The following is a 26830-nucleotide window of genomic DNA, read 5'->3' on the forward strand; positions in this document are numbered from 1 at the left end:
CTCCTGCGGATGAAGAGGTGCTGCGTCCAAGGGTCGGGTGTGGTGAGGAGCGGTCCAGCCTGGCAAATACACGTCGTGATCCACCGAGAATCCACATTGGCGAACACGATCAGCCAGTTGGGGCCTCAAGCTACCCCTCCATAGGCCGCTGTCAAGAGGTCCTTTCGCCTCTGATAACCCAGTCGTGATACGGCTGTTACGAGGTAAACGTTGGAAACGAAGTCGATGTTGGAAACTGTTGACTTCGGTGGATGGCCGGTGCACCCTCACCTCTCATGCGGCGATGGCAGGGCGACGGCATCTACTTCGGCGGCGACTACAACCCTGAGCAGTGGCCCGAGCAGACCTGGTCGGAGGACGTCGAGCTGATGCGACGGGCCGGGGTCAACCTGGTCTCCGTCGGCATCTTCTCCTGGGCACGCCTGGAACCCCACCCCGGCCGGTTCGAGTTCGGTTGGCTGGACCGGGTGCTCGACCTCCTGCACGACGGGGGCATTCAGGTCGACCTGGCCACCGCCACCGCCACTCCACCGCCCTGGCTGTCCCGCGCGCACCCGGAGACGCTGCCCCGACGGGCCGACGGCGCGATCCTCTGGCCGGGTGGACGGCAGGCGTACTGTCCCAGCTCGCCGGTGTTCCGCGAGCGCGCCCTGGAGCTGGTACGCGCGGTCGCCGGCCGGTACGCCGAGCACCCCGCCGTCGTCATGTGGCACGTCTCGAACGAGCTGGGCTGTCACAACGTGCATTGCTACTGCGACGTCAGCGCCGAGGCGTTCCGGGGGTGGCTGCGCGAGCGCTACGGCGACCTGGACCGGCTCAACGACGCGTGGGGCACCGCGTTCTGGAGCCAGCGCTACGGCGACTGGGCCGAGATCAACCCGCCGCGCACCGCACCGACGTTCGCCAACCCCACGCAGCAGCTCGACTTCCTGCGCTTCTCCTCCGACGAGCAGCGCGCCCAACTACGCGCCGAACGCGAGACGCTGACGACGCTGGTCCGCCAGCCGGTCACCACCAACTTCATGGTCGGCATGGCCAAGCACATGGACTACCACTCCTGGGCCGGCGACGTGGACCTCGTCTCCAACGACCACTACCTGACCGCCGCCGACCCGCGCGCCCACCTCGGGCTGGCGCTGGCCGCCGACCACACCCGGGGCGTCGCCGGTGGCGAGCCCTGGCTGCTCATGGAGCACTCCACCAGCGCGGTCAACTGGCAGCCGCGCAACGTGGCGAAGCTCCCCGGCGAGCTTCGCCGCAACAGCCTGGCCCACGTCGCCCGGGGCGCCGACGGGGTGCTGTTCTTCCAGTGGCGGGCCTCCCGGGCCGGAGCCGAGAAGTTCCACTCCGCCCTGGTGCCGCACGCCGGCCCGGAGACCAAGGTGTTCCGCGAGGTCTGCCGGCTCGGCGCGGACCTGAAGGCCCTCGCCGAGGTACGCGGCAGCCGGGTCGACGCCGAGGTGGCGATCCTGTTCGACTACGAGGCGTGGTGGGCGGTCGAGTTGGACTCCCACCCGAGCGCCGACGTCACGTACGCCGACCGCCTCAACGCGCTGTACGGCGCCCTGTGGCGGGCCGGCGTGACCGCCGACATCGTCCACCCGTCGGCCGACCTCAGCGGCTACCGGCTGGTCCTGGTGCCCACCCTCTACCTCGTCCGCGACGCCGACGTCGAGGCGCTGCGCCGATTCGTGGCGGCCGGCGGCACGGCGGCGGTCACCTACTTCAGCGGCATCGTCGACGAGAACGACCACATCCGCCTCGGCGGTTACCCCGGCGCGTACCGCGACCTGCTCGGCGTCCGCACCGAGGAGTTCTTCCCCCTGCGCGAGGGCGAACGCGTCGGACTCGACGACGGCGGCACCGTCGACGTGTGGACCGAGTGGCTGCACGCTGACGACGCCGAGGTGCTCACGTCGTACACCGATGGGCCCCTGCCGGGCGTGCCGGCGCTGACGCGGCGGCCGGTCGGCGCGGGCGCCGCCTGGTACGTCGGCACCCGGCTCGACGAACCGGCCACCGACCGGCTGGTCGCCCGGCTGCTCGACGAGGCCGGCGTCCGTCCGGCGGCGCAGGCGCCGAGCGGGGTGGAGGTGGTCCGCCGCCGCGACGGCGAGCGGACCTGGCTGTTCGCGATCAACCACACCTCGTCGGAGGTACGGGTCTCGGCGACCGGTGTCGAGCTGTTGACCGGGACACGGTGTACGGGTGAGCTGACCGTGCCGGCCGGTGAGGTGGCGGTGGTCCGTGAGGACCGGTTCTGATCCGGGCGGCGGCCACGGTTCGAAGGAGATTCCCCAGATGTTGGCCCAGCAGCGGCAGAGCGCGATCCTCGACCTGATCCGCCAGCGCGGCGGGGTACGGGTGAGTCACCTGGTCAGCCGGTTCGGCGTGTCCGACATGACGATCCGGCGCGACCTGGAGGTGCTGGCCGAGCGCGGCCTGGTCGACAAGGTCCACGGTGGCGCGACGCTCGCCGGGCCCGGCTCGGCCGACGAGCCCGGCTTCGCCGCGAAGTCGATCCGTCAACAGGCGGAGAAGCGGGCCATCGCCGAGCGGGCGGCCACGATGGTGGAGCCGGGGATGGCCATCGCGCTCTCCGCCGGTACGACCACCGCCGCGCTGGCCACCCTGCTGTCCGACGTGCACGGGCTGACCGTGGTGACCAACTCGATCCCGGTGGCCGACGCGCTCTACCAGAATCCGCGCGCCGACCAGACCGTCGTCCTGACCGGCGGCATCCGTACCCCGTCCGACGCGCTGACCGGCCCGGTCGCCGAGGCGGCGATCAGCGCGCTCAACGTCGACCTGCTCTTTTTGGGCGTGCACGGCCTCAGCCCGCGCACCGGCTTCACCACGCCGAACCTGCTGGAGGCCGGCGTCAACCGCTGCCTCATCGGGGCTGCCCGTCGGCTGGTGGTGCTCGCCGACCACACCAAGTGGGAGACGATCGGCATCGCCACCATCGCCCCGCTGGAGGCGGCCGACGTGCTGATCACCGACGTCGGCCTACCCGCCGAGGCCCGCACCACCATCGGCGAACAGGTCGGCGAGCTGGTCGTCGTGGAGCCCGGCTAAGGCTCTCCTAGTGGTCGTTGAGCATGAACAGGAGCGTGTGGCGCTTCAGGTCCAGGAACACCACGCGCCAGCGTGTCGACGGTGACGCCTCGTTGTAGGTCTGACTGTGCAGCCACTGCGGTTCGGGCGGGAGGAACGGTACGAGGTCCGGTCGCACGTCCGCGGGCGCGTGTGAGCTGGTCAGTTCAGCCGGGTCGACAGAGGTGAACGGAACGAACTCGAATCGCTCGGCCATTCTCTTGGCGTCCTCGGGACGTAGCACGATGACGCCCTGGTACTCCCAGTCCGTCGGGCCCGGCATCCGTGAACACGGATTGCCCAGCGCGCGGGCTTGCCAGTGAACCTCCGAATAGTCGCCGACAAACGGAAGGTCCTCCGGTGGCTCCCAGCGGTCGACCCGGACCTTCGCCTCATCGGCCTTCCGCTGCTCCTCGCATGCACGCGTCCCGTCAACCGCTGCCGTGTCGCACCCGGCCACGGCCAGCAACACGATCGCCGTCGCGAGCACGGCGGCGCGTGCGCGCCTCCCCGCTCTCATAGTCGACGAGGATAGAGATCGGTCAGGGATCGTCGACAGGCGAGCAGACGCCGTCGTGGTCGGCCGGCCGCGCGCACCGCCGGCGATCCGGCATGATGCGGTCGCAGAAAACCCACTGTCGTACGTGCTGCGCGTCCTCGGCCGACACGGTGATGCCGCCTACGTCGACCTGTGGTGTCGTGGCCAGTGACCGGGCGAGAGTACGCGCGAACTCCAGCGCACCGGCCAGGTCCGCCACCGCCACCGGCAGGTGGATCACGTGCCGAGGTGGCGGTTCGGCCGCGTCGGTCGGCTCCGTGAAGGCGAACACGGCGGCCCGAGGCAGCGGTACGAAAACGCGGTCCGGTGGGATCACCACTGCCGCCGATCGGGCCAGTTGCCCTGCCGAGCCCGCAGCGCCCGCTTGACCCGCGCGTTCTCTTCGCTGAGCAGCGCCAGATCGTGGTGCAGCGCGGTCAGGTCGAGCGCGACGCGGTGCAGGAACCGCCGCACCTCCCGGGGGTCGAGGCCTCGCCGGCCAAAGCCCACGGTGGCGAACTGATGGTCGCGTACGTGCCGCGGATGCAGCCGGCCGCCGTCGTGGAACGCGCCTCTCGTCATCGGTCACCTCTGTCGTCGTCGGTCGATGGGTGCGTCGGGGTCGCGAGAGCGCCCTTGTTCGTGGTACGTATTCGTCCAAGTCGGTTCGGAGCCGGGATTCTGTGTATCCCGACGCTCTAGTTGAGACCCGACGAGAGCCGGTATGCGACTGCCACTCGCGAAGCCGTCTCTCGTCACCTTCTCGGCTGTTGGCACAGCCGCGGTTGCCGTGTTTGCACCGGGTATCCCCGGGGGCCGGCGATCACCCTCACCCGCAGGTCACGTTTCCAGTGGCCTCGGCATTGGTGCAACGACACCAACGGAATCCTTCTTCGGGTGCCCTTGAGAGGTGAGCATGGCCGCGAGCAGAGAGCCGTTCGTCAGAACCCTTCGTGCCCAATGGCTGGGCCAGCAGATGCGTGAGCTGCGCGAGAGGCGGGGGCTCACCCTCAAGTACGTCGCGCAGTATCTTGAGCGCGACTTCTCGTCGCTGGCGCGGTACGAGCGGGCGGAGTGGCCCTTCCGGAGAGATCTGGTGGTGGCGTTGCTCGATCTTTACGGCGTCTACGACGAGCGGGAGAGGGATCGGCTCGTCCAGCTCGCGCAGGACGCCTGGCGCGTCGACCGCTGGGACAACGGCTTCGACACAACGATCTACGACAACTCGTTCATCGACTTTCCCTGGCTGGAAGCGAGAGCCGATGAAGTCTGTACCTACGCAGCATACCTGATACCTGGTCTGCTTCAGACACGCGACTACGCCGAGGCGGTCATCAGGAATGCCGAGCCCAGCTCGGCGAGCGAGGTCGAGATCCGGAAGTGGGTCGAACTGCGCATGGACCGGCAGCGGATGCTGGATGGTCCTTCGCCAATGAGGCTCGTTGTGATCATCGAAGAGGCGGCCCTGCGGCGGCCCGTCATGAGTAGAAGCGTCATGGCCGCTCAACTGACCCACCTGGCGCGCGCCACCGCGAAGTCGACGGTCGAGATCCGTGTACTCCCGCTGACCCTCGGGCTGCACGCCGACTTGGACGGCACTTTCTGGCTCTTCAGGATGCCTGCCCCCTACTCAGACGTCGCCCATGCCGAAACCCTCGGTGGGCGTCTCTTCCTGGAATCAGGCAATGCCTCGCGCTACGTCCGCGCGTACGATCGCCTCCGGGAGGCCGCACTCAGTGCGACTGAGTCGGCGAAGCTGATCACAGCACTCGCGGAGGAGCTGTCATGAGCGAGTCCACGCCTGATGTCGCCTGGCACATCAGCACGAGGAGCCCCGACAACGGCGGTAACTGTGTTGAGGCGGGGCCTGTTCTGGACGGCTCCGGCCGGGTGGCGGTGCGGGACAGCAAGGACCGCGCGGCGGCGACCCTCCTCTATGGCGTCAGCGGCTGGACCGCGTTCGTCAACGGGGTCAAGGACGGCACATTCGCGCGCACCGACCCGTGATCGACTCGACATCGCCGATGTGGGGGTGTCCCGGTCGGGTTGACAGCCCGACTTCGGCGAAGTCGAGTCGATCAGTATTCGGTGGCGGCATCCATTGGCCGGCGGGCACCATCGGGGCCGTGGAAGCGCACGAGATGGCGGACCTGTTCGACCAGGCGGTGCAGCGGTCGCGGCGTACCGTCGCCGAAGGCGACTCCGACGACGGGTCGACGCTGCTCCGGCAGGCGGCCGACGCGGGTGCCCCGGCCGCGCGGTTGGCCGTGGGGCGGCTCGGCGATCCGGACCCTGTGGTGCGCGCGGCGGCGTGTGACCTGCTCGGCTTCGCCAGCGAGGTGCACGGGGACGACCTGCGCGCGGACGCCGCGACGGCCCTGATCTCGCTGGCCGCCACCGAGACCGATCCCGAGGTGCACTGGTCGATCGCCCGTGCGTTGGGTTCCACCTGCGACCCGCGCGCCCTGCCGACCCTGGTCATCCTCGCAGGCAGCCCTGACAGCGACGTACGGTTCCAGGTCGCCGTCGCGGTGCCGATGGTGCTCGATGATCCGCCGGCCGAGGCCGGCGAGGCGGTGCTGATCGACCTCTGCACCGACCCCGACGCGCGGGTGCGGGAGTGGGCGACGTTCGGGCTCGGTTGGCTGAGCACCGCAGACGGGAACGCCGTCCGGCAGGCGCTGTGGGACCGTACCCGCGACGTCGACCCGGAGGTACGCGCGGAAGGCGCCCGCGGGTTGGCCCGGCGGCGGGACGCCCGGGCACTTCCCCTGGTACGCGAGCTGCTCGCCCAGGACGAGGTCCACAAGTTCACCGTCCAGGCCGCCGCCTACCTGGCGGACCCGTCGTTGCTGCCGCTGCTGGACGGCTTCAACCCCGACGCGGACGGCGTCGCCGAGGCGCTGGTCGAATGTGATCCCGTCCGCCGCGCCCGTCGCGACGAGTCGGCGTGGCGGCTCTTCGACGCCATCCACCGTCGATGTCCCGACCTCGGGGTCACCCTTTTCGGCGAGCGGTGCGACCTCGGCCTGTACCTCGATGTCATCGGTGGCCCGAGCCTCGACGGCCACTGGTTCGTGGATGCGCTGCTGCGCCGGGCCGGGAACGACGCGGATCGGGCTGCGGACCTGGCGATCGCGGACGTCGGACGCTGATCGACTCGGTTTTGCGGAAGTCGGGCCGTCCCGGTCAGGGTGACAGCCCGACTTCCAGGAACCCGAGTCGATCGAGCGCGGTCGGCGCGCTCACAGCGATCTCACAGGGGGTCTGGATAGGGTGCGCGGTGAGTCAACGTCCGACTCCATGGTGGAGCGGTCGGCTGTCGCACAGGAGTTCCGATGGTCTTCAAGAAGATGTTGAGCGCGTTCGGTGTGGGTGGTCCCAGCGTGGACACTGTGCTGACCAACCCCAACACCCGACCCGGCCTGACCCTCGACGGTGAGGTCAGAATCGTCGGCGGGGACAACCCGGCGGCCATCGAGCAGGTGGTGATCGGCCTGGTCACCCGGGTCGAGGTCGAGGGCCACGACACGGAGTACGCCGGCACCATGGAGTTCCACCGGATGGCCGTGAGCGGAGCGTTCCAGCTCGCGCCCAAGCAGGAGATGTCGATCCCGTTCCAGCTCCCGGTGCCGTGGGAGACCCCGATCACCGACGTGTACGGCCAGCGCCTGCACGGCATGACGATGGGCCTGCGGACCGAGTTGTCGGTGGCCCGCGCGGTCGACAAGGGCGACCTGGACCACGTGGCGGTGCACCCGTTGCCGGTGCACGAGCGGATCCTGGAGGCGTTCCAGCGGCTCGGCTTCCGGTTCAAGTCCGCTGACCTCGAGCGCGGTCACATCCGGGGCGTGCAGCAGACGCTGCCGTTCTATCAGGAGATCGAGTTCTTCGCGTCCCCGCAGTACGCGAGCACGATCAACGAGGTCGAGCTGACCTTCGTGACCAACCAGTACGGCGTCGACGTGATCCTGGAGTGCGACAAGCGCGGCGGCTTCCTGAGCGCCGGGCACGACGCGTTCGGTCGCTACCAGGTGTCGCACGCCGACGTCGACCGGGTCGACTGGGCGCAGGTCGTCGACGGTTGGCTGCGCGAGACGACGTCCCGCTACGGCAGCCTGCGGTCCCAGTACGGCCACGGTCACGGCTACGGTCCGGGCCACGGTCACGGCCGTGGTGGCATGGGTGTGGGTGGCATGGTCGCCGGTGCGGCGCTCGGTGTCGCCGGCGGCATGATCGCCGGCGAGATGATCGAGGACGCCTTCGAGGGCGACTTCGGCGACTTCGGCGGCGACGAGTAACGCCCGTACGCACGACGGTGGCCTCCGGGAGAACTCTCCCGGAGGCCACCGTTTCACGTGCGGCGCGTCAGCGCCCGCGCATGCTCCGCTCCTTGCCGGACCGGCGCTCGGAGCCGGCCTTCGACAGGCCCCGGCTGACCAGGTAACCACCGGTCAGGATGCTCAGGAACAGCCACGTCTGGCTCGGGTTGTTGATGTTCAACCCGTTGGCGGTGGTGCCCTTCCAGAACGCGGCGATCACGAGCAGTGCGACGGCGGCGGCGTAGACCCAGAATTCCGTGGTCAGGAACGCCTGCTTGGTCTCCGTACCCGGCGCCGGCACGGGCTCACGATGTCCGTCGCGCATGGCCGGCATCTGCTGGGTGTCCCGCATCATGGCGGGGTTCTGCGGGTCGTTCATGGGCCGGTTCATCGGCCTGGTGGAAGCAGCCTGCGTGCTCATCTGGTCCTCCTCAGGATGCGATGAGTCGTACCTGCCTTCCCTCGCCCCGCTACCGCGTTTCGGCCACGGCACGGTTCGCTTGCACGGCGGGGACGCCCCCCGACTACCCGACGGCCGCGAGCAGGTAACACCCCTACCTCGAAAAATGCATCGACGAGGCGTGACGGCGCCCGCAACACGACCGGTCGGGGCGGATGTCCGGTTCCGGGTCGCCGCGCGGGCGCTTTGGGTTTGGTCGACGGGTGGCCGGGCACGCAGTCGGTTCCACCAGCTTCTGCGAGGTGATGGACGTGCGTGAGGACGACATGCGGCAGGAGGCCGCCCGCCAGGCCGAGAACCGGATCACCGGCGGCGTGTACGGCGAGGGCGCCCTCGACGAGGTGACGGTGCCCCCCACCGATGTGGAGACCCAACTCCAACGTGACGATCCACTCGACCCGGCGCACGAACGGGTCGACCCGCGGGTGCTGCACGACGGCGGCCCGGTCGGCGGCCAGGGCGCGGTGACCACCACCGGTGGCACCGCCGGGCCGGCGAGCGTACGCCGGGTCGCCCGCCAGCCCGAGCGACACCCGGGCAAGGTGGCACCGACGACCACCGGCGACGCCACCACCGGCGGCCTGAGCACCCCGACGGGCGGCGGCACCAGCGACCAGTCCACGTCGGCGACCGGCCCAGCCAAGTCCATCCGGGACCGCTCGACCGACCGGCGGTGACCCGCCGCGCCCCCGCCGGCCGACCGGTCGGCGGGGGCGACGTGGGCGGGTCAGGGGCAGGGGCGCAGGATGCCCAGACGCTGGGTGGCCCGGGTGAGCGCGACGTACAGGTCGCTGCGCCCGCGCGGCGACTCGGCCACCATCCGGTCCGGGTCGACGACCAGCACCGAGTCGAACTCCAGCCCCTTGGCCTGGGCGACGGTCAGCACGACCACCCGGCTCTCCAGCTCCGGGTTCTCGCCCACCGTGGCCTCGGGCAGCGCGGCGGTCAGCGCCGAGCCGAGCGCGTCGACCCGGCTGGCCGGCACGATGACGCCGACCCGGCCCTCGGTCAGCCCCGCGGCCTCGCGGGCCACCGCCGCCACCAACTCGGCGGGTAGCTGCCCGTCGGGCACCGCCCGGTCCCACGGCGGTACGCCGCTCTCCCGCACCGAGCGGGGTGGCCGCAGCGCCGGGTCGATCTCGGTGAGCACCTCCGCGGCGACCGCCATGATCTCGGCGGGCGTGCGGTAGCTGACCGTCAGCTCGGTGAGCCGCCACCGCTGTGCCACGTACGGGGCGAGGGCGTCCGCCCAGGAGGGCGTTCCGGCGAGCGCGCCGGTCTGCGCCACGTCCCCGACGATCGTCATCGACCGGCTCGGGCAGCGGCGCATCAGCAGCCGCCACGCCATCGGCGACAACTCCTGTGCCTCGTCCACGATGACGTGGCCGAACGCCCACGTGCGGTCGGCGGCGGCGCGCTGCGCGGTGGTCAGCCGGTCGGCCTCCTCCTGCCGTTCCAGCAGCCGGTCCGCGTCGATGAGGTCGGTCACGCCGAGGATCTCGCCGCCCTCGGCCTCGTCCTCCACGTCGATCGACCGGGAGCCGCGGGCGATCTCCAGCACGCCCTCGGCGTACTCCCGCTCCATGAGGCGGATGCGCTCGCGCCGGGCGGCGGCGGCCCGCTCGTCCTCGCCGAGCAGTTCGGCCGCCTCGTCCAGCAGCGGCACGTCGGCGGGCGTCCAACCGCCCGGCTCGCGGTGCAGCAGCGCCCGCTCGTCGTCGGTCAGCATCGGCGCGGCGGCGGCGATCCGGTCCGGGTCCGCGTACAGGTCAGCGAGCAGGCGCTGCGGGGTGAGCACCGGCCACAACCGATCGAGTACGGCCTGAATCTCCGTCTCCTCGCGCAGCTCCCGACGGATCTCGGCGCGGTCGGCCTCGTCGAGCAGGTTGTCGCCGCCCAGCGGGTCGGCGCCGATCCGCTCGGCCACCTGGTCGGCGAGCGCGTGCACGATCTCCACGTCGAACAGCGCCCGGGCCAGGTTGTGCGGACGGTCGGTGCGGCGTACCCGGTCCCGCGCGACGCGCACGGTCTCCGGGTCGAGGGTCAGCACCTCGCGCTCCACCTCGATCTCCAGCGGCTCGTCCGGCACCCACTGCCGGTCCCGCACGGCGAGGGCCAGCACCTCGGCGAGCACGGCGCGGCCCTTGAGCGCCGCGGCCTGGGCCGACTCGTCGCGCTGGGCGCTCACCCCGGGGAACAGGTCACCCTGGGTACGCAGCAGCACGCCCGTCTCGGCCAGCGTGGGAAGCACCTGGGAGATGTAGCGCAGGAACGTCGCGTTCGGTCCGACCAGCAGCACACCACGACTGGACAGCTCGCGTCGGTGTGTGTAGAGCAGGTACGCGGCCCGGTGCAGCGCGACGGCGGTCTTGCCGGTGCCGGGGCCGCCCTGGACCACCAGCACCCCGGGCAGGTCGGCACGGATGATCCGGTCCTGCTCGGCCTGGATGGTCTCCACGATGTCGCGCATCCGGCCCGTCCGACCGGCGTTGAGCGCGGCCAGCAGGGACGCCTCGCCGGTCAGCTCCTCGTGGCCGCCGGGGGAGGCGCTGTCGATGTCGAGGACCTCGTCGTTGAGCCCGGTCACCTTGCGCTGGCGGGTACGCAGGTGTCGGCGGCGGCGTACGCCCTGTGGGTTGGCGGCGGTGGCGAGGTAGAACGGCCGCGCGGCCGGGGCACGCCAGTCCATCAACAGCGGGTCGTAGTCGCCACTGGTGTCGAAGATCCCAATCCGGCCGATGTAGCGGCGGGAGTCGTCGTCGCCGTCGAGCCGCCCGAAGCAGAGGCCATTCTCCACGGCGGAGAACTGCTCGACCTGGTCGGCGTACATGGCCACGGAGCTGTCGCGCTGGGAGCGGTCCTGCAGGGTGCCGCCGGTGTTGCGCAGCTCGGCGGTGAGCCGGTGGGCGGCCTGCTCACGCAACCCGTCCAGCCGGTCGTAGAGCATCGAGACGTACTCCTGCTCGCGGCCGATCTCGTCGACCGGCAATTCACCGGTACCGCCGGAGTGCCTTGACAAGCCGTCTCCCTAAACGTTAGAATCCAATGCTAGAACGGCATTTAATGCCGTTCTTTTTTGTGCCCTCGAATTGTCGAAGATAGCGCGGCCGGCCCGCTGTCACCAAGCCGACCGGGCCGATCCGGGTCACACAGATACGCCGGGCCGACCGCGTGGTCGACCCGGCGTACGTGTGTGCGGAGTTCAGCCGCGAGCCACCTGGTAGAGCCGCTCGGGGGTGACGGCTCCGGCGAGCACCCGCCCGTCGTCGGTGAGCAGCACGCTGAACAGCTTGCCGGTGAGCAACCGCCCGCTGCCCCAGTCGCCGCTGACCCTCGGCAGGCCACCGAGCAGCTTCGACAGGTCGGCGTCCGGCGCGGCGGTCGACTTCTGGCCCGGGGCTGCGACGGCCGGCTTCTGGCCCGAGGCTGCGTCGACGCGGGCGACCAGGACGGTGGTCCAGCCGTCGCCGACCGTCCGCACCTGGGGGTCCCGACCCGGCGCGACGGGTGCCGGCCGGCCGGTGGTCGGCCGCTCGGCGCTCTCCTCGGTGACCCGCACGCCCGGGGGCGGGTTGAAGGCGAACTGGTCGGCGTCGGGGCGGCGGTAGTCGACCTGGGTGAACGCCATCTCGAAGGCCGGCTGGTCGCTGCCGGCGGCGAGCACCTCGAAGCGCAGCGGCACGTGCTGCTTCGCGTCGATGGCGATCCGGAGCTGGTGCACCAGCGAGTCACGGTCACGCGGCGCGAGCACCAGCTCGTAGGCGTCCCGACCGGCGACGGTGGCCGAGCGGCCGACGCTGACCTCGGTGCTCGGATCGATCGCGCCCAACGCCAGGTCGGCGGCCTCCCGGGGAGTGGCCGGCAGGCTCGGCGTCGCGTCGGGCTTCGCGGTGCCCGTCGCCTCGCCCAGGGCGCGGTGGCGGGCGGTGTTGCCGCGGCTCTCCCAGGTCCACACGTCCCGACCGTTGCGGATGATGTCCCGCTGGCCGAGCGTGTCCACCAGCGCGACGCGCTGCCGATCCGGGCCGGAGTACCACACCCGCAGGGTGTGCGTGCCGCTCAGCAGGGCCGTCAGGTCGTTGCCGGGCAGCAGCCCGACGAGCGGCGGCAGGCCGAGGTCGGCGCGTTGCACGACCGTCCCGGACAACCCCTCCAGGGAGGAGGTCTGGAGGTCCACCAGAAGCTGGGCGGCGGTACGCGGCGGCAGGCTCGGCTCGGCCTCTGCGGCGAACGTGCCGACGGCGGCGCCGCCACCGATGACGGCGACGCCGGCGGCCACCGGGACCAGCCACCGCAGGACGGGACGACTTCTCAGGATCGACATGGTGCACACCTCCTGCCCGACATCCTGCCCGGTCGGCGCTGTGAGTGCGCTGAGGACGCCGAACCGCGAGTTGTGACCCGGGTGGCACCCTTGAGGCGTGCGGTTGTTGGTGGTGGAGGACGAGGCCCGGCTGGCGGATGCCCTGCAACGCGGCCTGCAGGCGGAGGGGTTCGCGGTCGACGTTGCGGCGACCGGCCCCGCCGGCCTGGACGCGGCACGCCACGGCGGGTACGACGCGATGATCCTCGACGTCATGCTGCCCGGGCTCTCCGGCTACGAGGTGGTGCGCCGGCTGCGCGCCGAGCAGCACTGGCTGCCGGTGCTGATGCTGTCGGCCAAGGACGGCGAGTACGACCAGGCCGACGGCCTGGACTGCGGCGCCGACGACTACCTGACCAAGCCGTTCTCGTACGTGGTGCTGCTGGCCCGCCTGCGGGCGTTGCTGCGCCGGGGAGCGCCGGAGCGGCCCGCCGTGCTGGCGGTCGGCGACCTGCGGCTCGATCCGGCCCGTCGGCGGGTGACCCGGGCCGACGCCGAGGTGACGTTGACCGCGCGCGAGTACGCCCTGCTGGACTATCTGATGCGCCGCCCCGGCCAGGTCATCTCCAAGATCGAGCTGCTGGACCACGTATGGGACGCCAGCCTGGAGACGGCGCCGAACGTGGTCGAGGTGTACGTCGGCTACCTGCGTCGCAAGCTCGGCCGGGATCGGTTGGAGACCATCCGGGGCGCCGGCTACCGGCTGGCGACGTGACGTCGACCGACCCGCCGCGCGGCTGGTCGCCCCGCCGGGGCCTGCACGGCTTGGGGCTGCGGGGCCGCCTCCTGGCGCTCGGCGTGTTCGGCCTCACCATCGGTCTCGCCCTCGGTGGGGTGGTGCTGCTCGGCGCGCTGCGCTTCGTGCTCCAGCGCAACGTGGACACCGAGGCGTTCCGGACCGCCGACGCGGTCGCCCTGCTCGCCGCCGAGGACGCGCTGCCCGACCCGCTGCCGGTGGCCGGCGGGCAGGTCCGGGTCCAGGTGATCGACGCGCAGGGGCGGGTCCGGGCGGCCTCGATCGACGCGGACCGCCTGGTCCCGATGGCCCGCCCCGAGTGGTTGGACGCCGGCCAGCGGCAACGCCTGGACGTTCCCGCCGAGCGGGTCGGGCTCCGCGGGCCGGTCCGGGTGGTCGCCGTACCCGCCGGCACGGGGGCCGAGCCGCTCACCGTGCTGGTCGCCCGCTCGATGGCCGACGTGCGGCAGAGCACACACGTGGTGCGGACCATTCTGTTGGTGGCGTTCCCGCTGCTGGTGGTGGTCCTGGCCGGGGTGGCGTGGCGGGTGGTCGGCGCGACGTTGCGTCCCGTGGAGGCGCTGCGTCAGGGCGCGGAGGAGATCACCGGTCGGGCCGGCGCGGGTCGACTTCCGGTGCCCGCCTCCGCCGACGAGATCCACCGGCTGGCGGTGACCCTGAACGGGATGCTGGACCGGTTGGAGTCGGCCCGGGCCCGGCAGCGGGCCTTCGTCTCCGATGCCGCGCACGAGCTGCGCAGCCCGCTGGCCAACATCCGTACCGAGTTGGAGGTGGCCCAGCGGCTCGCCGACCGGACGGACTGGACGGCGGTGACCGCCAACCTGCTCGCCGACACCGAGCGGTTGAGCCTGCTGGTCGACGACCTGCTGCTGCTGGCCCGCCTGGACGAGATGCCGGCGGCGCGGGGCACCGGCCCGGTCGATCTGACGACCCTGGTGAGCGAGGTCGCCGCCCGGTATCCGTCGCCGCCGGTGCGGGTGGCACCGTCGCCGGGGCCGCTGTGGACGGCCGGCAACGAGGCCGAGCTACGGCGGGTGCTGGCCAACCTCGTCGACAACGCGGTCCGGCACGCGCACCGCAGCGTCGTCCTCGCGGTCGAGCCGCACGAGACCGCGTACCACCTGGTGACGGTGACCGACGACGGCCCGGGCATCGCGGCGGCCGATCGCGGCCGCGTCTTCGACCGGTTCACGAGGTTGGACGACGGCCGCGCCCGTGACCACGGCGGCGCGGGGCTCGGCCTCGCCATCGTGTGGGAGCTGGTCCGCCGTGCGGGCGGCGTCATCACCCTGACCGACGCCGACGGCCCGCACGGCCTGCGGGTACGCCTGCTGCTTCCGGCGACGCCGACCGGACCCGAGTCGCCACCGCTGGTCGCCCGCCCGTGAGCGTGGCGGACGTCAGCGGCGGCGGGTGCAGACCTGGTCGGCGCTCGCCACGGTGTCGGTGGACCAGACGACCGCGACGGTGAAGCAGTAGTCGTTGGCGCGGTTCAGCGCGTACACGATGTAGCTGTCGGTGCCGGCGGGCAGCGTCGCGATCGCGGTCTTCTCCTGCCCGGCCCGGCCGGCGGAGACGATGACCGGCCCCTCGCCGCCGGCCGGGTACGTCCAGCGCAGGGTGATGTTGTCCCGGTTGTCGCGCACCGACACCGCGCCCGGCGGGGTGCCTGGTGCGGCGGCCGGCGCGGTCGTGCCGGCGGCCGGGGTGCCGGTGGTCGGGGACGGGGCCGTGCCGGTCGGGCCGACGCTCGGTGCCGGCCCGGACTTCGGGTCGTCCCCGTCGCCGACGCGCGCCACGCCGGCGATCACCGCCGCCGTGCCCAGCAGCACCACGACCACGCCGGCCACCAGCACCGGCACCAGCCTGTTGCGCGCCGGCGTCGGCGCCCGGTGCACGGGCACCGGCAGCAACCGTGACGGCGTGTACGGGGTCAGCGGCGCCGACGGTCGCTCCGGTTCGGACGACGCTCCGGGGCGGTACAGCCGGTACACGCCGGACGACTCTTCGGTGCCGCCCGTGAACCCGGCCACCGACGGGGGCACCGGCGCGACGGTGGGGTGCGGGACGGGTTCGTCCGTCCGGTCCGGCGGCCAGCGGAAGTCGGGTTCGTCGGCGGGCGGCCAGCGGACGTCCGACGGCCCCTCCGCGTCGTCGGCCGGCGGCCAGCGGAAGTCCGGGGAGCCGTCCGGTTCGTCGGCAGGTACCCGTGGATTCGGCACCGCGCCGCCGCTGGCGACCCCGGCACCAGCGAGGCCCTCGTCGGTGCGGTCGGCAGGAGCCGCGGCCGGAGGGGTCGGCGGATGGTAGGCGGCCTTGAGCGGCTGGTCGGGCTGCGGTGGGGTGCGCGCGGCCGGCACCACCGGTGCCTCGGGGGTGGCGGACGTGTCGTCGGCGCAGACGTGGTCGGGGTTGGCCGCTGCCCGGGCCAGCGCCGCCACCTGGAGGGCGAGGGGGTCGTCGGCGCTCAGATGTTGCCGGCACAACTCGCGGGCCAGCGCGAGGTTGTCGTGCGCCTCGGCGAACTGCCCGCAGTCGCGCTGCATCGAGCCGAGCCGGGCCAACATCTTGATGCCGCTGGGGTGGCCGTCGCCGTACACCTCGCGGTGCAACTCCCAGGCGTCCTGGAGGCGGTCGCGGGCCACCGTGCACTGGCCCCGGGCGTACTCGACGGTGGCCAGGTCGGCGTGTGCGGCCAGCACCCGCAGCGATTCGGGACCGTCCTGCGCGGTCAGCTCGATGATCACGTCCTGGTAGAGCCGGGCGGCCCGGGAGTGACTGCCCACCCGGTGCAGTACGGCGGCCAGGGTCGCGGCGGCGGCCACCGTGCGGGGGTCGGCGCGGCCGTGCAACCGGGTCGTGGCCGCGTACGCGAAGGCGGCCCAACCGCGGGCGGAGTGCGGCTCACCGAGGGCCACGAGCACCCGCGCCTGGAGGCTGGCCGCCTCGGCCAACTCCGGCGTGGCGTTGGCCGGGCGGGGGTCGGCGTCGGTGAGCGCGTCGGACAGCAGCCGTTGCGCACCGGCGATGTCGCCAGCGGACACGAGGTGGTGCGCCTGGTCAGTCAACTCGTCGAAGCCGGAGGACACGCCCCATCGTGCTCATCCGACGACGGTAAGTACAAGACCCGCGCCGGTGTCGATCGGTCAGGATCTGCTCAGATGCTCGGCCAACGTCTCGCTGATCCGGCGTAACTGGTCGACCTGGGCGGGGCTCAGCGCGTCGAACAGGTGCCGGCGTACCCCCTCGACGTGGCCGGGCGCGGCGGCGGCGAGGGTGGCGAAACCATCGTCGGTGAGCACCGCGATCTGCCCGCGCCGGTCGGTGGGGCAGTCCTCGCGGCGCACCCAGCCTGCCTCCTCGAGGCGGGCCACCGCGTGCGAGAGCCGGCTGCGCGACGACCCGGCGGCGTCGGCCAACTCGCTCATCCGCAGTTGTCGACCGGGCGCCTCGGAGAGCCGGACCAGGATCTCGTAGTAGGCGTGCGGCATACCGGCATCACGTTGCAGCTCACGGTCGAGCGTGTCCATCAGCGCCCGGGAGGAGGCGAGGAACGCCCGCCAGGTGCGCTGCTCGTCGGGGTTAAGCCAGCGGGTCATGACGACCATCATACCCCCAATGGTTGAACGCTCAACAAATTGACGCTACGGTGGGGTCATGGGTATTCATCGGCTCAACCACGCGGTTCTCTACGTCAGTGACCTCGCCCGCAGCGTCGCCTTCTACCGCGACGTGCTGGGCTTCACCCCGGTCGAGATGACCCCGGACGGTTTCCGGGGCGCGACCTTCCTCCAGGCCCCCGACTCCACCAACGACCACGACCTCGGCCTGTTCGAGATCGGCGCGGGCGCCGGGCGCTCGACCGCCGGCCGGGCCACCGTCGGGCTCTACCACCTGGCGTGGGAGGTCGACACCCTCGACGAGTTGGCCGCCACCGCCGAGCGGCTCGCCGCGGCCGGGGCGCTGGCCGGCACGTCCGACCACGGCACGACCAAGAGCCTCTACGGGCAGGACCCGGACGGGCTGGAGTTCGAGGTGGTCTGGCTGGTCCCGGCCAACCTTCTGAACGACGACACGCTGGCCGCCCGCAAGCGGATCGGCCGGCTCGACCTGGCCGCCGAGCGGCAACGGTACGGCGGGCAGACGCGCGGCGGCGTGGGGATCTCCGTCCCGGCCTGAACGGCCATGGGGTAGAACGGACCGATGCCAACCAACCGGACCGCCGCCGTCCTCCGTGAACTGCTGGTCCGCCACCTGACCACCTGGCTGCCGGTAGCCCTGCACCGCTCCCGCCGCGTGACCGTGGCGCTGGCCTGGGCCGGGGCCGACGGTGGCGGCGCGGAGGCGGCACTACGGGCGGTCGTCGGTCACGCCGCGCAGGTACGCGGCCGGCAGGTGACGGTCCTGGTCCTGGCCGACGAGGCCACCGACCTGCCGTCCCGGCTCGGGCCGGTCGAGGCGGAGTTGCCGCCCGAGGTGACGGTGCATCTGCTACCCGGCGGCCCCACCCGGCTGCCGGTGGCGCTCAAGGCGGCCTCCGCGGCCGGGGCGCCGCTGTTCTGCTTCGTCGACCTGTCCGGCCCGGCGTACGCCGAGGTGCTGCGCGCCTGCGCCAACGGTCGCAACGGCGAAGTGCTGCTGCACGCCACCACCAGCGCCCGCCCGGCCCTCGTCAGCGCCGGCTTCCCGCTGGTCGCCGAGGTGGCACCGGTGCTGGGGGCGGACGGGGGAGCGGGCAACGCCTCGGCCGACGTGGACGACGAGGCGGCCGGCGTGATCGCGTTCGGGAGCCGGTCGGACCGGAGCCTGGAGGCGGTCCGGGACGCGCTCTGGACGGTGGGCGCGGACCTTGGCGTGCGCTACCGCGACCCCGCCCACCCGACGGCCCCGCCAGTGGACGTGACCGGAGGCGCTTCCCTGGACCCGCTGGCCCGTGAGTTGCTCGCCGAGCTGCGCCGGAGTGGGCCACGCCCGGTCACCGACCTGCGCCGACACACCCTCACCAACACCATCTACCGCGCAACCGACGCCAACCAGGCCCTCCACACCCTGCTCCAGGAGCGCAAAGCAACCCGTGACCGCGAGTCCGGTCGCCTGGCCGGCGACGAGCTGATCACCCCCACCCCCTGACCCTTCCCCGCGACCCTTCCCCGCGATCTTGCACTTTCTGCGGTGACACAAGGGACATCCCGCGTGTAACGGCAACCGAAAGTGCAAGATCGACGAGCGGGTGGGCGCAGACGCCGAGCGGGGCGCCGGTGCATCACCGGCGCCCCGCTCGACTCCCGGGTCGTTACGACCGGGCCTTGTCCTGCTTCCAGGACAGCGGTCCCGGCAGGTCGACGCGGTGTGCCCGGGCCTTCGAGTTCCAGGACCAACGGCCGATCTTGATGCTCCACGAGGAGAAGCCGTTCTCGGTGAAGTTCAGGATCAGCGGACCAAACTTCTTGCGCTTGCGAAACATGAGGCCCATCGGAGCACTCCCCTCGTCAACCGTTCCCTGCCGTGTCGGCATCGAACATTCCCGGACCGGCGAATTCCGAAACCCCCTCGGCGTCCCGGGTGGACGGTGTGCCGCCACGACACCCGAATTCCTATCCAACAGATGGGTGTTGCGCTGCGGTAAACGCTGCTGGGGGTGCCTCGTAACATCGTCGGCGATGCAAGTCTCATCTTGTGGAAGACCGTTGACCGGCCGTTCGCGCCGTCGGCAGCATGGGTTTCATGTTGCCGCGCAATGAGCTTCTCCTCATCGCCCACACCGCGCCGGCCCTGGTGTCGGCGTGACCACCGTGGAGCGTCCGACGACGGACGCGACCGACCTGCGACCGGTCGACCGGGACCTGTTCCGCGCGCTGCTGCGCCGGCAGGCCACCAGCGTCACCGTGGTCACCGCCGTGGCCCGGTCCACCGACCCGGCCTGCCTGGGCGGGATCGGTCAACCGATCCGGGCCGGGTTCACCGCCACCTCGTTCACCTCGGTCTCACTGGAACCGCCGCTCGTCTCGTTCTGCCTCGGCACGGCGTCGTCGAGCTGGCCGGTGCTGGCCCGTGCCGAACACGTCGCGGTCCACCTGCTGGCCGCCGGGCAGCGGGAGGCAGCCGCCGTCTTCGCCACCAGCGGCATCGACCGGTTCGCCGCCTACCCGGACTGGACGACCGGGCCGTTCGGGGTGCCACTACTGACCGGGGTGCTGGCCCGACTGTTCTGCCGGGTGGTGCACCGCGCGCCGGTCGGCGACCACACCCTGGTCATCGCCGAACCGCTCGCCTTGGGCGACGGCGGCGACGGTCCTCCACTCGTGCACCACCGGGGCGGCTACACCACGGCGGCCGGCTGGTGAGCACACCCGTCACGGCCGACCTCCTCGTGTTGGACCGGGCCGCCCAGGACCTGCTGTTCCGGACGGCCCGCACCGCCAACACGTTCACCGACGAGCCGGTCACCGACGCCCAGGTGGCCGCGATCCACGACCTGATCCGGTACGGGCCGACCGCGTACAACGGCCAGCCGCTGCGGGTGCTGCTGCTGCGCTCGCCGCAGGCCCGGGCCCGGCTGCTGCCGTACGTGTCGTCGAGCAACCGGGCGAAGACGGCCAGCGCGCCGCTGGCGGCGGTGCTCGCCGCCGACGTGGACTTCCACGAGCGGCTGCCCGAGCTGTACCCGCACCGACCGCAGGCCCGGGAGTGGCTGGGTGATCGGACGGCCCGCGCCGAACAGGCCCGATTCAACGCCACCCTCCAGATCGGCTACCTGCTGCTGGGGATACGCGCGGCAGGGCTGGCCGCCGGCCCGATGGCCGGGTTCGACGCCGACGGGGTGACCCGGGAGTTCTTTCCCGACGGCCGGCACGAGGCGCTGCTGCTGCTGAACGTCGGCCATCCCGGTCCAGACGCCTGGGGCGACCGGCTGCCCCGACTCGACACCGACGAGGTGGTGCACGCCCGGTGAGGCGTCAGCGTGGCTCCCATGCGTCGGGCAGCGCGGTGAGCTTTCGGACGTGCGCGGGAAGCCGACCGCTGACGATCTCGGCGAGGCTCACCTCGTCCACCACCCGCCGCACGGCGGCGCGCACCGCCACCCACAGGCCCGGCAGGTTCTCCGCCGAACCCTCGTAGCGGGTCTCCTCCGGGCGCAGGCCGCGGACGCCCGCGAGCGGGCCCTCCACCGCGCGTAGCACCGCGCCGACGGTCACCTCGCGGGGCGGACGGGCCAGGGTGTAACCGCCCTCCGCGCCGCGTTGGGCGCGAACGATCCCGGCCCGGCGCAGATCCGCCAGGACCGCCTCCAGGAACTTGCGGGGCATGTCCTGCTCCGCCGCGATGGCCTGGGTGGACAGCAGCGAGGGGTACGCGGTCGCGAGGCTCAGCGCCGCCCGTACCGCGTAGTCGCCGCGCGCGGAGATCTGCACCCCGTCATCATGCCCGCCCGCTCGGGATCCCCGAGCCACCGGGCCGCCCTGAGTTGCCGGGTGCGCCGGCTGTCCCGGAGTGGAACCGCCCACCGTTGGGGCCCGTCGGCTCGACCGGTGGCCGGGGTCGGACCACCCGGCCGGCGGCCGGCTGGTCGCTGGCGGCCCGGAACGCGCCGGGGCTGACCCCGATCTCCCGGGTGAAGAACCGGCCGAAGTTGGTCGGCTCGGAAAAGCCGAGCCCCCGGCCGATCCGCGCGATCGGTTCGTCGCTCGCCGCGAGCAGTCGGGCGGCCTGCAACGCCACCCGTTCGTCGATGACCTGCTTGGCGCTGCGGCCGGTGACGGCCAGGCAGGCCCGGGTCAGGGTACGCACCGAGCACCCGAGCGCGGCGGCGTAGTCCTCGACCCGCCGGGACACCTGGTAGCCGTGCTCCACCTCGCGGCAGAACCGCTGGAACGTCTCGGCCTCGTTGCGCTGCCCGGCCGGGTTCGCGTCGGGCAGCGCCAACCGCAGCAGCAGTACGGCGAGCTGGTGCCGCAGCAGCGCGCGGCCGGCCGGGCCGTCACCGTGCCGCTGGCAGTCCACCGCCAACTGGCTCACCTCGTTGATCACCGCGTCCTCGTCCTCGCCGGCCAACTGTCGCCAGGTCGGTGCCGCGTCCTCGTCGACGGCCAGGCCGTGCAGGGCATCGGTGGTCCAGCCGACCACCGACGCGTCGAACTGGGGGCCGGCGCAGCGCAGCACCTGACCGGCGCGGACCCGCAGCAGCGTGCCGGGCCGGCACGGCAGGAGGTGGAAATCCAGCTCGGCGTCGCCGTGGCCGCGGGTGGTGAGGATCAGCAGCTCCCGTTCGACGAACACCGGCCGACGCCAGCCGGGGTCACCGGCCAGGTCGGCCAGCGCGAACGTGGCGATCTCGTCGGGTACGGGTGATGCCGTTCCGATCGATGGCGCGGGGGAGGGATCGGTGGAGACCATCGCCTGCGACGGTAGCCCGAACCGCAGGTCACCGCATCCCGACCGGCGTACGTGACGGCGTCGAGGCTTGTCGCGGCCCCCACGGCCGGGCTACGTTACCCGGCGGTAGCGCCGTCCGGTCCCGGTTCGTCCGGCGCCCGTCGGGCGGCGGACCACGCCGACTCGCGATGGGATGGGTATGACGGAGCTGTTCTCGGTCGAAGACAAGACGGTCCTGGTCACCGGCGGATCCCGGGGAATCGGGCTGATGATCGCCCAGGGCTTCGTCCGGGCCGGCGCCCGCGTGATCATCTCGTCCCGCAAGGCGGACGTCTGCGAGCAGGTCGCCACCGAACTCTCCGCCGAGGGCCGGTGCGAGGCCATCCCCGCCGACCTGAGCGCCGACGACGGAGCGCAGGCCCTCGCCGCCGCCGTGCGCGAGCGCGTCGACCGCCTCGACGTGCTGGTCAACAACGCCGGCGCCACCTGGGGAGCGCCGCTGGAGAACTACCCGGAGGCCGCGTTCGACAAGCTCTGGGCGGTCAACGTCAAGGCCGTCTTCCGGCTCACCACCGCGCTGCTGCCGGCGCTACGCACCGCCGCCAGCGCCGACGACCCGGCCCGGGTGATCAACATCGGGTCCATCGACGGCATCCGGGTGCCGTTCATGGAGGTGTACGCGTACTCGGCCACCAAGGCCGCCGTGCACATGCTCACCCGCAGTCTCGCCCACCAGCTCGCCGGTGAGCAGATCACCGTCAACGCGATCGCGCCCGGCCCGTTCGAGAGCAAGATGATGGCGTTCGCGCTCGACGACCCGGCCGGCCGCTCCGCCATCGAACAGCAGGTGCCGCTGGGCCGCATCGGCCGCCCCGAGGACATGGCCGGCACCGCGATCTACCTGTCGTCGCGGGCCGGCGCGTACCTGACCGGCGCGGTCATCCCCGTCGACGGCGGCATCACCACGCACGGCTGAGCACCGGCCAGCCCGGGTCGGGCTGTGGTCGTACTCCCTGGGGTGGGTGTGCCGGGGCCGCGCGGACTCGGCAGATCCGCGCGGCCCCGGTGTTGCTCTGTCTCAGCGGCCGGCGAGCAGCCGGTTCACCGCGGTGTCGACGTCCAGGTGCTCGGCCTCGCGGCCGCGCGGGACGACGACGTACGTCCGTCGAAGGAAACGCACCAGGACACTGCGCGGCACCTCGAAGAGGGCGTTGCCGTCCGGTGACGAGAGGGCCAGCGCGACGAAGTCGCCGCGCGGTGTGGCCCAGGGCCAGACCCGCACATCCCCGATGCCGGCCGGTTCGTCCAGGCCGGTGACCAGCAGCTCGCGAGCGAACGACCAGCTCACCGCCTCGCCGCCGGCCGATTCGGCGTGGAACAGGACATGGACCGCATACGGGTCAGCAGGGTCGTAACGCAGACTGGCACGCACCGGCAAGGCGGTGGCGTCAGGCGCGACGAGCCTTAGCGACGTCTCGACCTCTACGGTCGTCGGTCGGATGACACTCATGGACGTTCTCCCCCCGGCACCGCTGCGGAACGCGCGTGTCCCGCTTTTCCCATACTCAGGTGCTACTCCTGGCTACGCTCCGCCATACGCTGACTTCACCCAGTGGTGGGAAGGGGGACGGAAGCGCCTCGTGAATGTGAACATTCATGTAGGATTTCCGGTTCTGCCCAGTGCGTGATGCCGCCCGGCGTCGGGTGGCTCAGTCGTCGACTTACTCCGGTAACGTCCAGTCGGCCGTTGCAGTGACGGGCCCGAGCGACACTGGGGGGTGAAATGGTCACGAACCGATCCTCAGTGGATCCGGTGACCGCGCCGGGCCCGCCGAACGTCGCGGTCCGAGCAACCGAAAAGCGGGGGTACGACGTGCCGATGGAGCAGCCCGAGCGACCCGGACGGTCGACGCCCGACGTGGGCCGTCACGGTGGCGTCCTCGTCGTCGGCGAACCACCGCGCCGCCCGCACTGGCGGCAGCGGATCTCGACCACCCTCGACCTGATCCGGGCCAACCCCACCGGCCGGATCGCCCTCAAGATCTTCATCGCGATCGCCGGTGCGCTGGTGGTCACCATCGGCATCGCCCTCATCCCGCTGCCCGGGCCCGGCTGGCTGCTCGTCATCGCCGGCCTCGGCATCTGGGCCGTCGAATTCCACTGGGCCCGCCGACTGCTCGGCTTCACCCGCCGGCACGTCCACGGCTGGACGCGCTGGGTGAGACGACAGTCACTGCCGCTGCGCTTCGTCCTCGGCGCCGTCGGCCTGGTCTTCGTCGGCGCGGTGGTCTGGCTCTCCCTCAAGCTCAGCCTCGGCATCGACGTGGTGGCCGAGGCGAGGCAGTACCTCGCGGCACGCTGACCCCGGATTTTTGGTCTGGTTCCACGATCGGGTAGAGTCAACGGCGCTGAGGGCGATTAGCTCAGTGGGAGAGCGCTTCGTTCACACCGAAGAGGTCGCTGGTTCGATACCAGCATCGCCCACTCTCAGTTCTTGCAGATCAGAGGCCGCTTCCCGGTTCGGGAGGTGGCCTTTCTGCTGTGATACGGCAGTTCCGGCGGTGGCCGAGCGGGTCGGAGTGGACGAGGGCCGGCGACAGGCCATGACACCCGGAAGGAGCTGACTGATGACCGACTGGCACTCGCTGTGGGATGCGGTTGTCGCCAGCGATGTGAGCGCCCGAGACGGCCTGGGCTGGGAGTTCACCAGCCGGAGCGGCTGCCGGACTTCGACTCCGGCCCACTGCGGTCCCGCCGAGCGATTCCACTCGTACGCGGCCCCATCAACCAGGTGGAAGTCGTCTACGACACCGTTGTCGAGGGCCGTCGCGATGCGGGGCTCGTGAGTGAGGTCTTGCTGCACGGCGACCACGCGTCGACGTTGCTCATTGCCGCCGAAGCGTATTCCCGGCACGAGTGGCACCTGTTCGACGAATCCGTAGTCGCTCTGACGGAGCCGACCACAGCCGACTCTCTAGCCTGGATCCCCGAGCGACACCGCTGGCGGCGGACCGACGGTCGCCCCTGACACTCATCCATGCCGCGAGCCGCGCCATCGGTTGCTAGCCGATCTTTGCGATCCAGGCTACGGACTCTCGTGTTTGCGCTGCGAGAAGTTGCTCCTCGCCGTCACGCAAACGGCCGCTCGGGTGGTGCGCCGGTTGGCGTGGGATGGATGCCGAACTTTTCGATCATGAACCGCCAGAACAGAGCGACTGCGTCCTGGGCGGGTCTCTGGATCCGGTCGTTTCGGCCGGTGTGGGTGATGTGCTCGATCGTGATCCAGCCGTAGGCCGAGCGGACCGTGACGACGTCGACTGGTGGTGGTGTGACGGGTTTGCGCGTGACGACGAGGTCGAACATCGAGGTCGTGCCTGCCAGGAGTGCTTCCGTTTCGGACGCGATGATGCTGTCGACTATGTCCAGCACCGGTTCGTAGGTGGCGCTGTCGTCGAGGGCACCGTGCAGGCGTGCCGCGATGGTGTGCCAGGGCTTCTCGCGGAACTCGGCTGACCACCCCAGGGTTCGCATCCCCTCAGCGTGTCAGATGGCGGGGGGTTGTGGTTTCGCGGCTGGAGCCGTCGTCGATGACCGATGAACGGGCAGCGCGGTACCGTCGGACATGGCGGCCCCGCTGGTGTAGAGGCCGGCGGTGCCGCCGCCCAGTCCTCTACCTGGGAGCGGCCATGACCGAGCCAACGTCATTCGGTGCCCGCCTACGCGCCCACCGCGAACGAGCGGGGAAGACGCGCGTTGTTCTGGGTGGCCTGGTCGGTCGAAGCGCCGACTGGGTCAAGGCGTTGGAGTCCGGGCGGCTGCTCACGCCGCGCCTGCCCATGCTGCTGCGCCTGGCCGAGGTCCTCGACGTCTCGGACCTGGCCGAGCTGACCGGCGACCAGTCCCTGCCGGTCGCGTCGGTGACCCGGGCCGGGCACCCGGCCGTCGACAACGTCGCCGCCGCCATGCAGCGCACCACCGTCCCCGCCGGGGAGCCGACGCCCGTTGGCGTCCTGCGCGGGTTGGTCGACCAGGCATGGATGCTGTGGCACCGGTCCAGCACCGAACGGACCGCCGTGGCTGCGGTGTTGCCCGGCCTGCTCGACGACGCCCGCCGCTCGGTGAGACGACTCGACGGCACCGACCGGCGGGCGGCGCTGGCCGAGCTGGCGCGCGTCTACCACCTGGCGCAGCTGTACGTCGCTCACCAGCCTTACCCGGAGCTGGTGTGGCTGGCCGCCGACCGTGCCATGGGCGCCGCGCAGGACGCCGACGACCCGAACGCGATCGCCGCGGCGGCGTGGTACTACGCACACGTCTACCGGTCGGCGAACCAGGTCGACGCGGCCGAGCTGGTGCTCGCCGACGCCGAGCGGCTCGTCGACAGGGAAGCGGGAGCCGAACAGTACGCGCGGTGGGCCCAGCTTCAACTGGGGCGCGCGCTCGGTCACGCGAAGGCCGGCCGCACCGGGCAGGCGTGGCGCGCGTGGGACGCCGCTGACGCCGCCGCTGGCCGCCTCGGAGCCGGCTACGCCCACCCGTGGCTCATGTTCGGTCCGGCCGCCTGCGCTGCGTACGCGGTGACGTTGGAGACGGACCTGTGCCACGCGGGGGAGGCCGTTCGGCGAGCCGACTCGACGAACTACAGCGCGCTTCCCTCGCGTACCCGCCGCGCAGGTCATCTGATCGACGCGGCCCGCGCGCACCTGCTGCGCCGCGAGGAAGTAGCTGCTGTGCACCTGCTTGGCCGGGCGCTACGCGAGAGCGTCGACACGGTCCGGCACAACCCGTACTCGCGGAGCGCCGCCTTCGAGTTGTCTTCGCGTCCGGGAACCGTCGGGGAAGACGCGCGCGAGCTGGCGCTCGCCATCGGCGTCGAGGGGTAACCGTGCCAGGGGGACGGTCTGTCCCCGTCGCGTTGCGT

The 26830-nt window shown here is 71.7% G+C and carries 30 protein-coding genes and 1 tRNA gene; 18 read left to right on the forward strand and 13 right to left on the reverse strand.

Annotated features, from left to right (window positions below; all coding sequences use genetic code 11):
• Positions 1–275: 275 nt before the first annotated feature.
• Positions 276–2264 (forward strand): beta-galactosidase, encoded by a 1989-nt coding sequence (locus tag ACN269_RS28685; protein ID WP_421475351.1) that lies wholly within the window; start codon positions 276–278, stop codon positions 2262–2264.
• 37 nt (positions 2265–2301) lie between these two features.
• Entirely contained in the window at positions 2302–3078 is a 777-nt protein-coding gene (locus tag ACN269_RS28690) for a DeoR/GlpR family DNA-binding transcription regulator (protein WP_421475352.1), read from the forward strand.
• A gap of 7 nt (positions 3079–3085) precedes the next feature.
• Here the strand turns inward: ACN269_RS28690 and ACN269_RS28695 are convergent, their stop codons facing one another.
• From ACN269_RS28695 to ACN269_RS28705, 3 genes are all read right to left on the reverse strand, one after another.
• On the reverse strand, positions 3086–3586 hold the full coding sequence (locus ACN269_RS28695; protein ID WP_421475353.1) for a hypothetical protein: 501 nt from the start codon (positions 3584–3586) through the stop codon (positions 3086–3088).
• A 52-nt stretch (positions 3587–3638) separates the two neighbouring features.
• Positions 3639–3875 carry a hypothetical protein gene (locus ACN269_RS28700; protein WP_421476623.1) on the reverse strand — a complete coding sequence of 79 codons (237 nt, stop codon included), beginning with the start codon at positions 3873–3875 and terminating at the stop codon, positions 3639–3641.
• 92 nt (positions 3876–3967) lie between these two features.
• Entirely contained in the window at positions 3968–4216 is a 249-nt protein-coding gene (locus ACN269_RS28705) for a DivIVA domain-containing protein (protein WP_421475354.1), read from the reverse strand.
• A 334-nt stretch (positions 4217–4550) separates the two neighbouring features.
• On the opposite strand from ACN269_RS28705, the gene ACN269_RS28710 reads away from it, so the two are divergent.
• The 4 genes from ACN269_RS28710 (at position 4551) to ACN269_RS28725 (ending at position 7935) form a co-directional block, all read left to right on the forward strand.
• Positions 4551–5423: a helix-turn-helix domain-containing protein gene (locus ACN269_RS28710; protein ID WP_421476625.1), complete on the forward strand. Its 873-nt coding sequence runs from the start codon at positions 4551–4553 to the stop codon at positions 5421–5423.
• Complete coding sequence (locus tag ACN269_RS28715) at positions 5420–5641, forward strand: DUF397 domain-containing protein (RefSeq protein WP_421475355.1); 222 nt, start codon at positions 5420–5422, stop codon at positions 5639–5641. Before ACN269_RS28710 ends, ACN269_RS28715 begins: the two co-directional genes overlap by 4 nt.
• A gap of 119 nt (positions 5642–5760) precedes the next feature.
• Entirely contained in the window at positions 5761–6789 is a 1029-nt protein-coding gene (locus ACN269_RS28720) for a HEAT repeat domain-containing protein (protein ID WP_421475356.1), read from the forward strand.
• A gap of 183 nt (positions 6790–6972) precedes the next feature.
• Entirely contained in the window at positions 6973–7935 is a 963-nt protein-coding gene (locus tag ACN269_RS28725) for a sporulation protein (protein ID WP_421475357.1), read from the forward strand.
• A gap of 67 nt (positions 7936–8002) precedes the next feature.
• Here the strand turns inward: ACN269_RS28725 and ACN269_RS28730 are convergent, their stop codons facing one another.
• Positions 8003–8377 carry a hypothetical protein gene (locus tag ACN269_RS28730; RefSeq protein WP_421475358.1) on the reverse strand — a complete coding sequence of 125 codons (375 nt, stop codon included), beginning with the start codon at positions 8375–8377 and terminating at the stop codon, positions 8003–8005.
• Between the two features lie 290 nt (positions 8378–8667).
• Between ACN269_RS28730 and ACN269_RS28735 the strand changes: the two genes are divergently transcribed.
• Positions 8668–9093: a hypothetical protein gene (locus ACN269_RS28735; RefSeq protein WP_421475359.1), complete on the forward strand. Its 426-nt coding sequence runs from the start codon at positions 8668–8670 to the stop codon at positions 9091–9093.
• A gap of 50 nt (positions 9094–9143) precedes the next feature.
• Here ACN269_RS28735 and ACN269_RS28740 read toward each other — a convergent pair whose 3' ends face one another.
• A complete protein-coding gene (locus ACN269_RS28740; RefSeq protein ID WP_421475360.1) occupies positions 9144–11435 on the reverse strand; it encodes a HelD family protein in 2292 nt (763 codons plus the stop codon).
• A gap of 183 nt (positions 11436–11618) precedes the next feature.
• A complete protein-coding gene (locus ACN269_RS28745) occupies positions 11619–12740 on the reverse strand; it encodes a LolA family protein (RefSeq protein ID WP_421475361.1) in 1122 nt (373 codons plus the stop codon).
• A 97-nt stretch (positions 12741–12837) separates the two neighbouring features.
• Here ACN269_RS28745 and ACN269_RS28750 point away from each other — a divergent pair, with 97 nt between their 5' ends.
• Together ACN269_RS28750 and ACN269_RS28755 are read left to right on the forward strand one after the other, a co-directional pair.
• A complete protein-coding gene (locus ACN269_RS28750) occupies positions 12838–13494 on the forward strand; it encodes a response regulator transcription factor (protein WP_421475362.1) in 657 nt (218 codons plus the stop codon).
• A 71-nt stretch (positions 13495–13565) separates the two neighbouring features.
• Positions 13566–14924 carry an ATP-binding protein gene (locus tag ACN269_RS28755; RefSeq protein ID WP_421476627.1) on the forward strand — a complete coding sequence of 453 codons (1359 nt, stop codon included), beginning with the start codon at positions 13566–13568 and terminating at the stop codon, positions 14922–14924.
• Positions 14925–14936: 12 nt separating this feature from the next.
• Here ACN269_RS28755 and ACN269_RS28760 read toward each other — a convergent pair whose 3' ends face one another.
• Together ACN269_RS28760 and ACN269_RS28765 are read right to left on the reverse strand one after the other, a co-directional pair.
• Positions 14937–16625 carry a tetratricopeptide repeat protein gene (locus ACN269_RS28760; RefSeq protein WP_421475363.1) on the reverse strand — a complete coding sequence of 563 codons (1689 nt, stop codon included), beginning with the start codon at positions 16623–16625 and terminating at the stop codon, positions 14937–14939.
• A gap of 57 nt (positions 16626–16682) precedes the next feature.
• Entirely contained in the window at positions 16683–17144 is a 462-nt protein-coding gene (locus ACN269_RS28765) for a MarR family winged helix-turn-helix transcriptional regulator (RefSeq protein WP_421476629.1), read from the reverse strand.
• A gap of 49 nt (positions 17145–17193) precedes the next feature.
• On the opposite strand from ACN269_RS28765, the gene ACN269_RS28770 reads away from it, so the two are divergent.
• Entirely contained in the window at positions 17194–17715 is a 522-nt protein-coding gene (locus ACN269_RS28770; protein ID WP_421475364.1) for a VOC family protein, read from the forward strand.
• Between the two features lie 24 nt (positions 17716–17739).
• On the forward strand, positions 17740–18666 hold the full coding sequence (locus ACN269_RS28775; RefSeq protein ID WP_421475365.1) for a hypothetical protein: 927 nt from the start codon (positions 17740–17742) through the stop codon (positions 18664–18666).
• A 163-nt stretch (positions 18667–18829) separates the two neighbouring features.
• Here ACN269_RS28775 and ACN269_RS28780 read toward each other — a convergent pair whose 3' ends face one another.
• Positions 18830–19009: a DUF4236 domain-containing protein gene (locus ACN269_RS28780; protein ID WP_421475366.1), complete on the reverse strand. Its 180-nt coding sequence runs from the start codon at positions 19007–19009 to the stop codon at positions 18830–18832.
• 310 nt (positions 19010–19319) lie between these two features.
• Here ACN269_RS28780 and ACN269_RS28785 point away from each other — a divergent pair, with 310 nt between their 5' ends.
• Together ACN269_RS28785 and ACN269_RS28790 are read left to right on the forward strand one after the other, a co-directional pair.
• The gene (locus tag ACN269_RS28785; protein ID WP_421475367.1) at positions 19320–19880 is read left to right on the forward strand and encodes a flavin reductase family protein; all 561 of its coding nucleotides are present in this window, start codon (positions 19320–19322) and stop codon (positions 19878–19880) included.
• On the forward strand, positions 19877–20488 hold the full coding sequence (locus tag ACN269_RS28790) for a malonic semialdehyde reductase (protein ID WP_421475368.1): 612 nt from the start codon (positions 19877–19879) through the stop codon (positions 20486–20488). Before ACN269_RS28785 ends, ACN269_RS28790 begins: the two co-directional genes overlap by 4 nt.
• A 4-nt stretch (positions 20489–20492) precedes the next feature.
• On the opposite strand, the gene ACN269_RS28795 is transcribed toward ACN269_RS28790, so the two are convergent.
• Both ACN269_RS28795 and ACN269_RS28800 read right to left on the reverse strand, forming a co-directional pair.
• Positions 20493–20948 (reverse strand): RrF2 family transcriptional regulator, encoded by a 456-nt coding sequence (locus ACN269_RS28795; protein ID WP_030333674.1) that lies wholly within the window; start codon positions 20946–20948, stop codon positions 20493–20495.
• A gap of 7 nt (positions 20949–20955) precedes the next feature.
• Positions 20956–21930 (reverse strand): helix-turn-helix domain-containing protein, encoded by a 975-nt coding sequence (locus ACN269_RS28800; protein WP_421475369.1) that lies wholly within the window; start codon positions 21928–21930, stop codon positions 20956–20958.
• A 178-nt stretch (positions 21931–22108) separates the two neighbouring features.
• On the opposite strand from ACN269_RS28800, the gene ACN269_RS28805 reads away from it, so the two are divergent.
• Positions 22109–22885, forward strand: coding sequence for a RhlG family 3-oxoacyl-ACP reductase (locus ACN269_RS28805; protein WP_421475370.1), 777 nt, complete (start codon positions 22109–22111; stop codon positions 22883–22885).
• Positions 22886–22987: 102 nt separating this feature from the next.
• Here ACN269_RS28805 and ACN269_RS28810 read toward each other — a convergent pair whose 3' ends face one another.
• Positions 22988–23419: an SsgA family sporulation/cell division regulator gene (locus tag ACN269_RS28810; RefSeq protein WP_007457244.1), complete on the reverse strand. Its 432-nt coding sequence runs from the start codon at positions 23417–23419 to the stop codon at positions 22988–22990.
• Positions 23420–23713: 294 nt separating this feature from the next.
• Between ACN269_RS28810 and ACN269_RS28815 the strand changes: the two genes are divergently transcribed.
• The 3 genes from ACN269_RS28815 (at position 23714) to ACN269_RS28825 (ending at position 24937) form a co-directional block, all read left to right on the forward strand.
• The gene (locus tag ACN269_RS28815; RefSeq protein ID WP_421475371.1) at positions 23714–24271 is read left to right on the forward strand and encodes a TIGR02611 family protein; all 558 of its coding nucleotides are present in this window, start codon (positions 23714–23716) and stop codon (positions 24269–24271) included.
• Positions 24272–24321: 50 nt separating this feature from the next.
• Positions 24322–24393, forward strand: a tRNA-Val gene (locus ACN269_RS28820).
• 307 nt (positions 24394–24700) lie between these two features.
• On the forward strand, positions 24701–24937 hold the full coding sequence (locus ACN269_RS28825) for a hypothetical protein (RefSeq protein ID WP_421475372.1): 237 nt from the start codon (positions 24701–24703) through the stop codon (positions 24935–24937).
• Between the two features lie 101 nt (positions 24938–25038).
• Here the strand turns inward: ACN269_RS28825 and ACN269_RS28830 are convergent, their stop codons facing one another.
• Entirely contained in the window at positions 25039–25440 is a 402-nt protein-coding gene (locus ACN269_RS28830; RefSeq protein ID WP_421475373.1) for a hypothetical protein, read from the reverse strand.
• Between the two features lie 155 nt (positions 25441–25595).
• On the opposite strand from ACN269_RS28830, the gene ACN269_RS28835 reads away from it, so the two are divergent.
• Positions 25596–26792, forward strand: coding sequence for a helix-turn-helix domain-containing protein (locus ACN269_RS28835; protein ID WP_421475374.1), 1197 nt, complete (start codon positions 25596–25598; stop codon positions 26790–26792).
• Positions 26793–26830: the final 38 nt, after the last annotated feature.

This window comes from Micromonospora sp. WMMD736, from assembly GCF_049179015.1.
Taxonomy (GTDB): Bacteria; Actinomycetota; Actinomycetes; order Mycobacteriales; family Micromonosporaceae; genus Micromonospora.